We start from the raw sequence: 13,460 nt of genomic DNA on the forward strand, positions 1-13,460 counted from the left end.
TCTGCCACCTTGGTGTTCGTGTAGCCTTTTTCCAGAAAAAGCCGGACACAGGCGGTCAGTATCCGCCGTTTTGCTTCCTTGCTGTCGTATCTGCGCGCCATTGGAAATCATCCTTTTCTATAATTGGTTTCTGACCCAATTATATATTGATTTTAAAATCGCGTCAAGTAAACTTTTAGGGGCGTATTTTGGGCAGTTTGACGAGGGAGCGCTTTCTGCGGGTGCGCATCCGGGCAAAACAAAGCGCAATGGACATTGCTGTTATCCGCTGCCGCAGCCAGACAGTTCGCGGCAGCAAAAAAGAGGCCACCGAGCGGGGTGACCTCTTTTCAGCGTATTTTCAGCGCAAAGCCCGCAGCAGCCCGTAGACAACCAGCAGACACAAGGGGATGCCGACGCACCATGTCGATGACCAGAATTCAGAATCAAATCCGCATAGCCCAGCGGGTCATTATAGGCGAGATAGTCTAACTCCGACCTCTGCGCCATGGTCACGTCCAGTGCATCCTCGACCCCGGTGCCGTGGAGGACGAGTACGGCAACACCCCTGCACAACGGGCAGAGCTGGACTGGCTGCTGTATAATAAGCCCTTGGAGTATGCACAGATGGTACTGAGAGGGGAGATAGAGCGTTATCTGTCACTTGGCTGTGACCACGGCAGACTGGAAGATTAAGCCCCTATAAAGAACACGATGCCCACCGACCTATGGTTTTCGCCATAAGCTGGTGGGCATCTGTTGTTCTGGCTTATAATTCACTGATGGTTGCAGTAATGGGCTGCATGAGGATTCGCCTGACCGGGTTATATACTGCCAGCACCACAGCCGCCAGCACGACTACGACAATCACGGCAAGACAGCCCCACGGCATCTGCCACGCTGCACCGAAATAATGGGTGATGAGCAGGATATACAGCTTCCGATTCAGCACAAGACCCAGCGCAATGCCCACCACAAGACCGGACACCGCATAGGTGCCAGCTTCGGCAGAGATCATGCGTTTCAGCTGTGCATCATCCATCCCGATGGCACGCAGGATGCCATACTGCTTCATTCGTGCCGACACGCTCATGGAAATGCTGTTGACGATGTTCAGAATGGTGATTCCTGCAATCACGATGAGAAACGCATAGACCACCAGATGGAACGCCCAGTAGGTGCTTTGTATCATCCGATTTCCTTCGATTCGGTTGGAAAAAACAACCTGCTTGTTTAACGTGTCGCTCAGCAGGGTGTGTATTTGTGCAATGGCTGCTTCTGCTGTGGTATCTTTTAGTTGAATATCGATCACCGCATAGCGGTTTTGCCCGGTCAGCTGATGGAAGGTTTCTTCGGTGCAGATAACAATCGGGGAATCGGTACTACTGAACGGGCTGTCGTTCAATACACCCACGACTGTGAGCTTTGCATCCTCCAGCTGAATGGTATCACCCACGGTCAGGGAGTTGCTTTTGTCGAATACCGTCAGCACAGGGTATGTGCCATCCTCCGGCTCCTGCGGAAGGGTTCCGCCAATCAGGTCTTTTTTCGCCCAGCCAAACTGTATCGTATCGTATGAAATCAGGTCGATGGACCCCTGTTTTCCCTGATATTCCGCCGGGAGCGGGCAATACATCCGCCCGAATGCGTGTTTGACTTCCGGCAGAGCTTCCAGCTGCTCCACCAGCACCGGGTCAAGGACATTTTGCCCGGATGTTTCAGCCACCGATAGGTCCGGTGTGTAGGGCTGCAACGGATTCAGCGCAAATCCAACCCATCGAAGCAAAACCGAAAAGCTCAAAAACAGGAGAATGCTTAACGCAAAGGAACCTGTCATCAGAAGCAAGTTCTTTTTGGACGAGGTTGCATGGCTCACGCCCAAAGAAAGCTCTGCACGACTTCCAAACAACCGGGCATGACACGGAGAATCCGCTGCATTTTCCACCGCATTTCCAGTTGCTGCTGTGATCGGAGAAGCTTTTGCCGCCCGCCGTGCCGGAGAAGATGCCGCGAACCAAACCGTGATAAGTCCCAGCGCGGAACCACAGATAATACCGACCGGGCTGATGCCAAGCACCGGTAAAGCGCTGAACTCCTCGCCGATAAATCCACGCAGAAAGGAACACAATCCCCATGTGGAAACGATTCCCAGCACACATCCTGCTGGAACAGCAGTTTTACACCAGAAAAGAGCTTCCAGCCGGACAAGCATCCGAACCTGATTTTTTCCTGCCCCAAGGCAACGCAACATTCCATAATAGCTGGTACGCTGCGCTACATTGCTGTTGATGCTGCCTGTGATCATAAAAATTCCGGCAAGGACGACCATGCCAGCCAACACAGCCGCTACCGCATATAAGCCTACAATATAATCGCTGTTGCTGCTTGCGTTCAACGCCATCAGGTAAGTATTTTCGGAGATTTTTTCTTCTGAAATTCCGTACTTGTTTTCGATGTTCACAATGGACTGCCGCAAATTGGTACGCGGCTTGAACTGGATGAAATACTGTGTTTCAAAGGATTCTTCTGCCTGTGCGGCAATCTGAGAAAATGTACTGCGGTTCATCACCAGCACAACAGCATCATACTGGTTCGCATCGGAGGTATCCTCATTGAAACCTGCGACAGTAAGCGAAATGGTCTGTCCATCCGGGAGCGTCAGCGGAATCGCTGTACCGACCGTAACATCCAGCCAATCCCGGATGTTTGCTGTCACGAGCACTTCGCCATCCGCCGGGGCAGTGCTGCACTGCATTCCCGGAAAGATTTGAAGGATCGCATCATCTGCTCCTACCAGTGCGGCACGTTTATCTCCGGCAAAGTAGTTTTCCGTAAGGGAAGCGTTGATGTCGCTATACGCCGAAAATGCAGCAACATCCTCCTGTGCGGCAAGCTCTGCGGCTGTTTCAGGGGAGATGTCCTTTACCATGATATGCCAGTTTCCGTTTTTGTTCAGCTGGTTTGAGGTTTCCATCCGAATCGCCATATCTGCCATACTGAACACCGCCGTGACCAGAAACACCGCAAGGACGATGCACAAAATCGTCATGCGGTTCTGCCGTCTGCGTACCTTGGCAGAAATCGGGATCAGGCTCAGATAGCTTTTCATTTCTGTGCTGCTCATTCCCGGCACCTCCCAAAATCGGTCAGGCAGCCGTCCGATACCTGCAACACCCGGTCTGCCGTCTGCGCAATGCTGCGGTTGTGGGTGATCATCAGGATGGTCTGCTCGTATTTCCGGGATGTTTCTTTTAGCAGGGCAATGACCTCGCTGGTGTTCTGGGTGTCCAGATTGCCGGTCGGCTCATCCGCCAAAATCAGGGAAGGGCGGGTCATCAGGGCGCGGCCAATGGCTACCCGTTGCTGCTGCCCACCGGAAAGCTGACTTGGCAGATGCTTCCGACGGTCTTTCAGATTCAGCACGGTCAGCAGTTCTTCCAGATATGCTCTGTCCGGCTTTTGGTAGTCCAGCAGCACCGGGAACAGGATGTTCTGTTCTACGGTCAGTTCCGGGATGAGGTTGAATGCCTGAAAGATAAAACCGATATTACGGCGGCGGAAGATCGTCAGCTCCCGGTCTTTCATGGCAAAAACATCCTTGCCATCAATCAGCACCTTGCCGGAAGTCGGCGTATCCAGTCCGCCAATCAGGTTGAGCAGGGTGCTTTTGCCGGAGCCGGATTCGCCAACGACCGCCACATATTCGCCTTTCGGCACTGAAAAGCTAACATCTTTCAGCGCATGGACAGCGGTTTCTCCGCTGCCGTAGGTCTTGCAGAGATGGTTGACTTCTAATAGTTCCATAGTGTATCCCTCACTTTGCAGGTTCCTTCGATTCAGACGGATCATCTCTGTCTGTGCAGAAAAGGATAACACGTCAACCTTACTGCAAGCCTACACTCAGCCTACAATTTTGTAGGAATCGGAAAATTCAGAGTAAAGGTCGTGCCCTTTCCCAGCTCGCTGTCTACTTCAATGGTGCCGTGATGGGCTTCCACAACGGCTTTTGCCAGCGGCAGACCCAGCCCGATGCCCTGTGTATCCTGTGAAAAGCGGCTGCGATAAAACCGTTTGAAGATATGGTACAAATCTTCCGGGTGGATGCCGCTGCCGTTGTCGCGCACTTTGATCTGAACCATGGACGGCAGTGCATTCCACTCTACCTGAATCGTATCTCCGCTCTTTGTGTGGTCAAGGGCATTCTTTACAAGATTGTCCACAGCTTCCTGCATCCAGTCACGGTCGCACCAAAGTGTAACCGCCTCTGAGCCGGACAGAACAAGCTTTTTCTGTTCCTGCTTGGCACGATAGTGATACTGCCGCGCGATATCCTGCACCATTTCAGCAACATTTTCGTTTTTCTTCTCCAAGACGACCGAACCGGCATCCAGCCGGGTGATTTTGAGCAGATTCTGCACCAACGTTTCGATGCGGTCCAGCTCCTGTTCGGACAGGTCTGCAAACTCTTTGACCTCCGACGGCGAAACAGCTTCGTCCTGAAGCAGACCGTTGTAGATATTCAACGCCGCCAGCGGTGTTTTGAGCTGGTGCGAAATATCTGCAATGGTATTTTTCAAAAAACGCTTCTCCCGTTGCTCGTTGTCTGCGTGTGCGCTCAGAACTGCCGCCAATGCATTAACGGAGTGAAACAGACGGTAAAATTCTCCCTCCCGGTCGCAGTCCAGTCGTGCATCCGGGTTGCCATCCAGACAGCTTTGGATTTGCTGGACTGCCTGTTCCAGAAGCGCGCTCTGCCTTTGGAAATAGCGAAAAAGCACGCCCCAGAGACAGCCGCCCAGCAGAAGAAAAACCAACAGTAATGCGAAAGAGAATGCGTGCGTCGTATGCCATACGATGCCCTGCGTGAGAGCCAATGCCACCGCCCAGACCGCCAGCACGGCTTGGAACAAATTTCGGATCTCCCGGTTTGCGAATACTTTCATACGGCACCTTTACCCATTCCACTTATAGCCCATGCCGCGGACAGTCAGCAGCATCTGCGGTTTGCCGGGATCGTCCTCAATCTTCATCCGCAGCCGCCGGATGTATACTGTTAAGGCACTGCTGTCAATGTAATCCCCATCGCAGTCCCACAGTGCATCCAGAATTTGTTCCTTGGATAGCACGGCATTCGGATGCTGCATAAAGAAGCAGAGCAGCTTATACTCTGCGCCGGTCAGTTCCAGCAATACTCCGTTTTTGTATGCCTGTCCCTGCAGCAGCCGGACGGTGATGCTGCCCGATTCCAGTACGGGTTCTCCTGCGCTGGACGCATTTGCACGGCGAAGCAGTGCATTGACCCGCGACAACAGGACACCCAGCTTGAACGGCTTGGTCAGGTAATCATCCCCGCCCAGTTCCAGTCCCATGATGATATTCATTTCCTCATCCGAAGCAGTCAGGAACAGAATCGGCACATTGGATGTGCGCCGCACCTTCTGGCAGAAATCGAAGCCAGAGCCATCCGGCAGGGAAACATCCAGCACCAGCAGGTCATATTTTCTGTCTGACCACAGCACCTCGGCTTCTGCCAGCGTCCGGGCTGTATCCAGTGCAAAGCCCTGTTTCTTGAATGCAAAGGTCAGCCCACTGATCAAGCTCAGATCATCTTCCAAAAGGAACAGTTTTCTCATGATTCCCTCTCTTTTCCGCGTTTTGTGTGTCCTACAGGTTCAAAAGCATTATAAGTTTTTTCTGCGAACATTACAATGTGCAAAACGGAAATTGTTTCTTGCCGTGTGTTAAATATAAGTCCTACTATCACCGCTTTACTGCAATAAAGTTTGCAAAACCATCTTGGCGCTCGCTGCAATCCATGATACCCTTTATCGCAAATCCCACCGAGCTTATCGGGGCAACGCCCCTCCATCTTGCTTGCGCAAGACCGCTCTGCCGCTTAAAAGCCCCACTGGGGCTTTCATTGCTACGCAAACGCGGTCTATGCGTTTTGAGCGCAGCGGTAGAGGGCAAGAACCGTCCCGTGGCCACAAATTTTCAATTCTTGAAAATGTTGTGCTCCACCGGGACTTCACTTCTCAAACTCTTGCGAGTTTTCCAAGTGATTTTGTTGGGGCGTGCCTGCCCCAAACCCTGCTACGAATCTGAAAAGAAAGCCGAGAAAATATTTCACGGCAACCAGTACACTTTAGCAAAGAAAAGTGGTGGGTCTCACGATGATACCCACCACTCCGGTAAGAAAACCTGCGACCGTATCGCAGAGGAAAACGGCGTCAGTCGTGCATCAGTTCTTCGCGCACGGCACTACACCAAGGGCGTTGACATTGCCGATACTGATATTCCAAGCCCGCGTAAAACTGCGATTTTGTTTAATCGGATGACATCATCCTCTGAAAACACCCTGTAACCATTTTCCATGATTTGAGGGCGAGTTAAGCCTTGTTCCTCATAATACTCAATCGCCTTTTTTGTAAGGCCACATCTCTTGCAGACTTCATTGATAAGCATATCATCGCCTCCACTGGTATGATAAGCCCACCCCCAAGGGGACAGTCAATAGTTTTTTCAAGAATTCGCCTGATCTGGCAAGGTACGTACGATATGGAATGCCATTTCCGCATTTTCTTTGTCCACAAATACCTCCGTGATATACTTCGGTTTTATCCCCAGCGTTCCGATCCTTGCTTGATCGAACGCATTACGCCGATTGACATCTTTCGTTTTACAATAGAACTTGATTCCCGCAGCCGCCAACGCATCCGTAATGCGATTGCATTGGTAAGGATCAGAAACTGTTGCGATTTGCGATTTAAAAAACTGCTCTAACATAAATACCCCTCCTACCGGTCGTCTGAAAAGGATATAATTTCAAATATCTTTATTGGAATAACGTAATTTAATCTCAATTTATTTCGTTCGTCCATAAATTTCCAAAAGTTTGTGTGTCTGTATATAAATCTTCTGAAAATTTGTAGCACAATCACAACATTTTCCATTCAGTTCAATCGCTATGATTGCCTCGTGCGCCGCCCATATCCAGCAGTCCTCCCGTGTGGCGCTGGGCAAGAAGTTTGAAAGCGGCTTCTATGCTAAGCCCGACACCCCCAGCCCGCAGGCTATACCCGCCGCAGGCGAACCCACCATCTCCATGACGGCTCTTTTGGAATTGCTCAAGGATGCCGACCCGGAAATGAAGGCAAAGCTCCGCCTGGCACTGCTCACCTGATGCAAAAAAGGGCACTGATTGCAATGCAATACAGCGCCCTACATCATCGGACATGGAAAACACCGACCGTGCAAAAACCGTGCACCCATGGCTTACAAAACAAAAAAGCCATGAAATCTTTCGATTTCACGGCATTTTCTGGTGCGATGGAAGGGACTCGAACCCCCGGCCTACTGATTCGTAGGAACCGAATAGCACATTTTGTCCATTTCATCATTTGACGGCAAATCGTCGTTTTAATCGAATTGTCGTTATTTTACCGTTGTTATTCTATTGCATTCTTTGCATTGCTTGCACGTCTTTGCACCTGTTATCCATCCTTGCGATGTGCAGAAAATGTGCAAAAGTGTGCAGAGCCAAAATCAGCCCGGCAAAACAGGCTGTTTCGCACAGCCCCAAAAGCTGGATTTCAACGGTATTTATCGTGCATAATCTTCCAGTTTTATCCAAACAACAATCTTACATGACATATCGGTTTTATGGCAGGGTTTAGGACATCCGAACAGACACCGTTTGATATAGAAATGAGGTTCACCATGAACAAACTGCTTTCCTGCCGCTTCAATATGGACACCAACCGGGTGGAACCTCGGTTCGAGGATGGCACCACCCTTGCCATCGACTGCATCGCTGTGGAGGATGAGTACGGCAACACCCCGGCACAGCAGGCAGAGCTGGACTGGCTGCTATACAATAAGCCCTTGGAGTATGCCCAGATGGTGCTGAGAGGGGAGATGGAGCACTACCTGTCGCTGGGGTGTGACCATGGCAGGCTGGAAGATTGACATTCCTGCCTGCTGGAGCAACAACGCAGGTGTTTCCTGCACAGCGGATGGAATCGTCTCATCTTACCCCCGCAAAGAGAAACAGAGCGTCCCCGATGGGGAACGCCCTATTTCTCTTGTGATATATGGATCTTTCAGGGTGCGTTCGCAGGGCGCACCCTGTTTTTGTTTTGAGCATTCACCGGCTTTTTGAGCTTCAGCCCTCTGCTTCCTGAATCAGGATCGTCAGCTGCTTCTGAACGCTGTCATCTGCTGTAACGGTCAGATGAATTTCGCCCGCAGCTTCTCCTGCGCGGATCACCGCCATACAGCAGCCGTCAAAGGTCTCGCTTTCCGGGGTGTCGTAACGCTCCTCGGAGCAGGGGTTTGCGCTGCCTACGGCTTCCAGAATGCCTGCACCCTCCAACTCCACCTTCAGGGTGTGTTTGGTGTGCAGATCTGCGGTGCCATTTGCATCCACGAATTGGATCATCACAAAGGCGGCATCCTCGCCGTTAGCTTGCAGGGTCTTACGGTCTGCTGTAAGGGTCAGCTGTGCATTCTGTGCGGTGCGCAACGTGAACTCACCGTCACACACACCGCCGGTATAGCCCACAGCCTTCAGCTCGCCGGGAGCGTAGGGCACGCTGTAGGTGGCGGTAAAATCCACCACGGTACGGCGGCCCAGAGAAGCACCGTTCAGGAACAGTTCCACTTCCTCCGAGGCGGAGTACACATCCACCGAAGCCGTCTGTCCCTCAAAACCGGGCCATGTCCAGCTGGCAAGGTTATCCTTGAACATCCAAGGCGTTTTGCTGGAGGTCTGACCGTTGTGTTCCATCCGCAACACTGCCAGATAAGGTGCCTTCCGCAGACCGTAAACGATCTCCCGCAGATAGCTGATGGGGCGGCGGTTGCCCAGCAGATCCAGATCTCCAATGTAGGCGGTGCGTTCCGGGTAGATGCTGCTGAAGTTGGCACCGCCATCGTAATGGAAGATGCCGCAGCCGGCCTCGCCCAGATAATCGTAGCCAGCCCATGTGAAGTCGCCGATCATGTGAGGATTCTCCTCCACGATGCGCCACAGCCGCACGATATCTGCCGGGTAAGTCTCGGTGCCCAGCACTGCCTTGTGGGGGTGCAGTTCATGCTCCAGCACATGGCGTCCGGTAAGGTAGTTCAGACCAATGACATCGCAGGAATCCTCGCAACCGGACAGCGCCTCGGTCAGCAGCGGATGGGTGGCAAAGTAGTCGCCCTTTTCCCCGGACATCAGGCTCATAAAGCTGTTCAGGGCATTGCTGCCGCCGCCATCGCCGCCGGAGGGACCGGGCTGCGCCGGGAATTTTCGCATCACATCCCCCATGATCTCCCGCAGGCGGTAACCTGCTGCCATAAGGCCGTTAAGGGCGTTGGTGGTGTAGCGGGTGGGGTCCAGCTCCCGGAAGGTGTTGCAGAGCCGCCGGTTGGTCTCTGCTCCGCTTTCCGAACCCGCCTCGGAGATCTCGTTGCCCACACAGTACAAAATGACACTGGGATGGTTGTAATCCTTGGCCACCATCTTTTGAATGGTGGGCTTCCAGTCCTGCTCAAAGTACAGAGCATAGTCGTAGGGGTTTTTCCGCACGTTCCATACGTCGCTCAGCTCGTCCATTACCAGCACACCGTACCGGTCGCAGGCATCCAGCAGCGCCCGCCCTGCCGGGTGATGGGAGGAGCGGATGGCGTTGAAGCCCGCTTCCTTCAGTTGACGGATGCGGCGCTCCTCGGCATCGGGCAGGGTGGCTGCACCCAGAATGCCGTTGTCGTGGTGGATGCAGGCACCCCGTAGCTTGACGGTCTGCCCGTTGATGCGTACCCCATGCGCTGCATCGATGCTCAGGGTACGGATGCCGAAGCCGGTCTCTTCCCGGTCCAGTTCTTCCTCGCCCTCCAGCACCTGCATGGTGCTGGTGTAGAGGTTGGGGTTCTCCGGGCTCCACAGAGCCGGGCTGTCCACGCAGTACCGGAAGAAGACGGTTCTGCTTTCGCCGGGTTGGAGCAGGAGGTTTTGCCGGTCGGTGAGCACTGCCGTGCCCTCCCGGCAGATGGTCTGCTGCAGGGTCACCCGTTCTGTAACAGTGCTGGCAGACTGCACCTGTGCCGTCACATCCAGCAGGGCAAAGCCCTCGTCCGCCTCCCGGGTGGTGATACGCACGGTATCCTGCGGCAGATAGACCTTGTTGCCCACCAGCAGCTGCACCGGGCGGTAGATGCCGCTGCCGGTATACCAGCGGCTGTTGGGTTCCAGACTGTTATCTGCAATGACCTTCAGCAGGTTGTCGGCACCATATTTCAGGTAGGGACCAGCCTCCACGGTAAACTCCGCATAGCCGTTCACGTTCCGGGTCAGCAGCCAGCCGTTCAGGTAGACCAGCGCCGTCTGGTACACGCCCTCAAATACGAGGGACACCGGCTTGCCTTGCCACGCCTGCGGTGCGGTGAAATGCTTCTGAAAAATGTACTCGCCGCCGGGGTAGAAGCCGGTCTGTGCACCGTTTTTCGTGTCCGGGGTGCGGGCTTCATGGATCATGGCATCGTAGGGCAGATGCACGGTTTTGGTCTGGGTATTTCCCAGAAAGGAATTCATCCGGGAATTGCCATCTCCCTTTTCTACCGTCCAATCTGCGTTGAAATTCTGTCGAATCATGCCTGTGCCTCTTTCTGGTGTTCAGCATCCCACTTCTTATTGGCCTTTTCCACATCCAGGAAAGCCAGCAGCACTGTAATAATGATGCCGATCACAAAGGGGAAAGTGATGTACAGGTTGAAGATCATCCGAATGGCGCTTTCGCTCTGGACCGTTGCGGTGCCCACAAAGCCGCCCAGCTTCAACAGCCAACCCACAGCCGCAGTACCGATGCCGCCGCCGACCTTCACGCCCAGAGAGGAGCAGCTGTACATCATACCGTCCATGTGGACGCCGGTGGTGCGTGTGGTGTAGCCGCTGGCCTCAGCGATCAGGGCATTCAGAGAACCGCTGAGGGTGCCTGCAAAGATGCCCTTGATGAACATGAACAGCAGGAACATGGAGATGTTCTTCTGCATGGCAAAGTAGATCATGGGAATGCCCAGCACGCTGCTGATGGCGTAGCCCCAGAAGTTGACCTTCTGCATACTGCCGGTCTTTTTGATGAGGACAGGTGCAATGGCCAGTGCGATGATAACAGGGAACATCTTCATCATGGAGAACTGACCCAGCAGGCTGCCATCGCCCCAGTAATAGGTGGCACAGAACACACCGGCACCGGTGGTCAGGTTGCTCATGATATAGTACACGATGTAGATGGCCAGGAGCATTAGGTAATACTTGTTGTGGATCAGGAGCTTTACGGTCTCGGCAAAGCCACGCTTTTCCTCCGGGGCAGCCTTGGTGTCGGTGCCTGCCTCTGGGGCGTTGTCGCTCAGCTCCTCCTCCGGCAGCTCCTTGACAGCCAGGCAGCTGATGGTGTTGACCACCAGACCAACGATCGCGAAGATCAGAGCCGTGGTACGCCAGCCTGCGGCACCGCTGCCGAACTTCTCCACCATGCCGGTAACGGCAAAGCCCATAAAGATGTTGGTGACGACCGCAAACATAAAACGGAAGGAGCCCAGCTGCACACGCTCATTGTTGTTCTTGGTGATCAGTGCCACCAGAGAGGAATATGCAATGCCGTTGGCAGTATAGAACACTGCGTTCAGTGCCGTGTACACGATGAAGAAGTAGATATACTGCATGGTGGTGCTGCCAGCCGGGATGGCAAACAGCAAAAACAGGCAGAGGGAAACACCTACCTGACCAAACAGCATCCACGGACGTGCTTTGCCCAGCTTGGAGTGGGTGCGGTCGATCAGGGTGCCAAAGATCACATCGCTGATGCCGTCCAGAACCTTGGAAGCCAGCATCAAAGAGCCAATGATGGCACTGTCCAGACCCAGTGTTCCGGTCAGATAAAGCAGTACAAAACTGGAAACCAGACCATAGGAGCAGTTAGAGGCCAGATCGCCGGAACCGTAGGCCAGCTTCTGATACCATTTCAGATATTTTTTCTCTGTCGTTGCAGTAGCAGACATGGGGATTCTCCTTTCAAGATGTGCTGTATCATTCACAGCGACAGAATACGTCTGTCGCTTTACATTTTTTCAAAAGCACTCTATAATAAAGCCATCGGCCGCACAGCTTTTACAGAATGTTTTTGTATTGTGCCTATATTTTAGCAATTCCGTTCACATTCCACAATGACAGCATCGTGTGCCGCATCCATCAGATTGTATCATATTCGCACATTGCGGAAAAGGAGACGCTTTCATGAAACCGGATTCCACCAGCTATGAGAATATTTTGGAGGTTGAAAACTGGGGCAGTCAGCTCTCTACCTTCTACAAGATCATGTCCCCGGTGCAGATCACGCTGGAGTCCTGTACCGGTCTGGGAGAAACCGACCAATACAGCATTCAGATGTTCTCACCGAATGGCTGCTGGCTGCATGAAAACTCTATGGATGCTTTATTCCGTGCCCTCAGCTCCCGTCCGCTGCACCGCCACGATTATTTTGAACTGATGCTGGTGTTGGAAGGGGAGGTCATCCAACAGATCGAGGAAAAAGAATACCCCTACCGTGCCGGAACCTGTTGTCTGGTAAACCGCAGCATCCTCCATAACGAACGCTTCATTGGCCCCGCCAAGCTCTGTTTTCTTGGTCTGTCTGTGGATTTTGTCCGCAGCCTGACGGAATCTGCATCCCTGCAATTATTTGAAGCCGAGCGCCATCTGCCGGAAAATCCCGTTTTGCAGTTCATGCTGGCAAATCTGGGACAGGACCTTCGAAAGGAATATCAGGACCTTTTTCCCACACCGGAAAACTCCGACAGCGTTCAAACCCTGACAACGCTCATCGCCCGCATGACCCACATCCTGCACGAACCCAGTACCGCCGCCACCTATTATTTGAAGGGCACACTTTGCGAACTGTTCGATTTTCTGTCGTCCGGGTTCTACGTCACCCCGGTGCACCTGAGCAGCAGCCCTGAAAGCCTGCTCTTTCTGCGTATCAGCCGTTTGCTGGAGGATACAGATGGCCGGCTGCCTCGCAGTGAACTGGCACGGCTTTTGAATTACAATGGCAGCTACCTCAATTCCATCGTCCAGCGCCGCACCGGTCTGTGCCTTTTTGATTACGGCATGACCTTCTGTTTCCAGAAGGCTGAACGGCTGCTGCGGGAAACAACACTTTCCGTCAGCGAGATCGCCCTACAACTCAAATTTACCAACCGCACCCACTTCTACGAACTGTTCCGGCAAAAGTACGGCATGACCCCGCAACAATGGCGCAAGATGCAGAAAAGCGCAGAGCACTCTGAATAAGGTGCTCTGCGCTTTTTGTTTTATCTCAATTTTTCAAATCAGTGCCTGTCAAAATAGCATATCCCATGCATAAGTCCTACTATCACCGCTTTACTGCAATAAAATTTGCAAAACCATTTTGACGTGCCCTGCAATCCATGATACCCTC

12 protein-coding genes and 1 pseudogene are annotated in these 13,460 nt (G+C 52.9%); 4 read left to right on the forward strand and 9 right to left on the reverse strand.

Annotated features, from left to right (window positions below; translation table 11 throughout):
- Positions 1 to 417: 417 nt before the first annotated feature.
- A pseudogene (locus WMO44_RS11480) lies at positions 418 to 519 on the reverse strand (DUF6061 family protein); the annotation flags it as partial.
- Between WMO44_RS11480 and WMO44_RS11485 the strand changes: the two are divergent.
- A complete protein-coding gene (locus WMO44_RS11485) occupies positions 481 to 675 on the forward strand; it encodes a DUF6061 family protein (RefSeq protein ID WP_435387736.1) in 195 nt (64 codons plus the stop codon). The pseudogene WMO44_RS11480 and the gene WMO44_RS11485 sit on opposite strands and share 39 nt — an antisense overlap.
- Positions 676 to 748: 73 nt before the next feature.
- On the opposite strand, the gene WMO44_RS11490 is transcribed toward WMO44_RS11485, so the two are convergent.
- From WMO44_RS11490 to WMO44_RS11515, 6 genes are all read right to left on the reverse strand, one after another.
- On the reverse strand, positions 749 to 3,088 hold the full coding sequence (locus WMO44_RS11490; RefSeq protein ID WP_435387737.1) for an ABC transporter permease: 2,340 nt from the start codon (positions 3,086 to 3,088) through the stop codon (positions 749 to 751).
- 11 nt (positions 3,089 to 3,099) lie between these two features.
- Positions 3,100 to 3,783, reverse strand: a complete 684-nt coding sequence (locus WMO44_RS11495) for an ABC transporter ATP-binding protein (RefSeq protein WP_005942816.1) — start codon at positions 3,781 to 3,783, stop codon at positions 3,100 to 3,102.
- A 101-nt stretch (positions 3,784 to 3,884) separates the two neighbouring features.
- Complete coding sequence (locus tag WMO44_RS11500; RefSeq protein WP_217297009.1) at positions 3,885 to 4,922, reverse strand: sensor histidine kinase; 1,038 nt, start codon at positions 4,920 to 4,922, stop codon at positions 3,885 to 3,887.
- A gap of 9 nt (positions 4,923 to 4,931) precedes the next feature.
- Positions 4,932 to 5,612: a response regulator transcription factor gene (locus tag WMO44_RS11505; RefSeq protein WP_112146629.1), complete on the reverse strand. Its 681-nt coding sequence runs from the start codon at positions 5,610 to 5,612 to the stop codon at positions 4,932 to 4,934.
- Between the two features lie 628 nt (positions 5,613 to 6,240).
- Entirely contained in the window at positions 6,241 to 6,444 is a 204-nt protein-coding gene (locus tag WMO44_RS11510) for a MerR family transcriptional regulator (RefSeq protein WP_349152670.1), read from the reverse strand.
- Between the two features lie 57 nt (positions 6,445 to 6,501).
- The gene (locus tag WMO44_RS11515; protein WP_349152671.1) at positions 6,502 to 6,765 is read right to left on the reverse strand and encodes a hypothetical protein; all 264 of its coding nucleotides are present in this window, start codon (positions 6,763 to 6,765) and stop codon (positions 6,502 to 6,504) included.
- A 181-nt stretch (positions 6,766 to 6,946) separates the two neighbouring features.
- Between WMO44_RS11515 and WMO44_RS11520 the strand changes: the two genes are divergently transcribed.
- Together WMO44_RS11520 and WMO44_RS11525 are read left to right on the forward strand one after the other, a co-directional pair.
- Entirely contained in the window at positions 6,947 to 7,162 is a 216-nt protein-coding gene (locus tag WMO44_RS11520; RefSeq protein ID WP_349152672.1) for a hypothetical protein, read from the forward strand.
- Between the two features lie 536 nt (positions 7,163 to 7,698).
- A complete protein-coding gene (locus WMO44_RS11525; protein ID WP_349152673.1) occupies positions 7,699 to 7,947 on the forward strand; it encodes a DUF6061 family protein in 249 nt (82 codons plus the stop codon).
- A gap of 196 nt (positions 7,948 to 8,143) precedes the next feature.
- On the opposite strand, the gene WMO44_RS11530 is transcribed toward WMO44_RS11525, so the two are convergent.
- Positions 8,144 to 10,615, reverse strand: coding sequence for a glycoside hydrolase family 2 protein (locus tag WMO44_RS11530; protein WP_349152674.1), 2,472 nt, complete (start codon positions 10,613 to 10,615; stop codon positions 8,144 to 8,146).
- The gene (locus tag WMO44_RS11535) at positions 10,612 to 12,021 is read right to left on the reverse strand and encodes an MFS transporter (protein WP_349152675.1); all 1,410 of its coding nucleotides are present in this window, start codon (positions 12,019 to 12,021) and stop codon (positions 10,612 to 10,614) included. Before WMO44_RS11535 ends, WMO44_RS11530 begins: the two co-directional genes overlap by 4 nt.
- A 235-nt stretch (positions 12,022 to 12,256) precedes the next feature.
- On the opposite strand from WMO44_RS11535, the gene WMO44_RS11540 reads away from it, so the two are divergent.
- Complete coding sequence (locus WMO44_RS11540; protein ID WP_349152676.1) at positions 12,257 to 13,312, forward strand: helix-turn-helix domain-containing protein; 1,056 nt, start codon at positions 12,257 to 12,259, stop codon at positions 13,310 to 13,312.
- The last annotated feature ends 148 nt before the right edge of the window (positions 13,313 to 13,460 follow it).

Source organism: Faecalibacterium tardum (genome assembly GCF_040096515.1).
Classification (GTDB): Bacteria; Bacillota; Clostridia; order Oscillospirales; family Ruminococcaceae; genus Faecalibacterium; species Faecalibacterium tardum.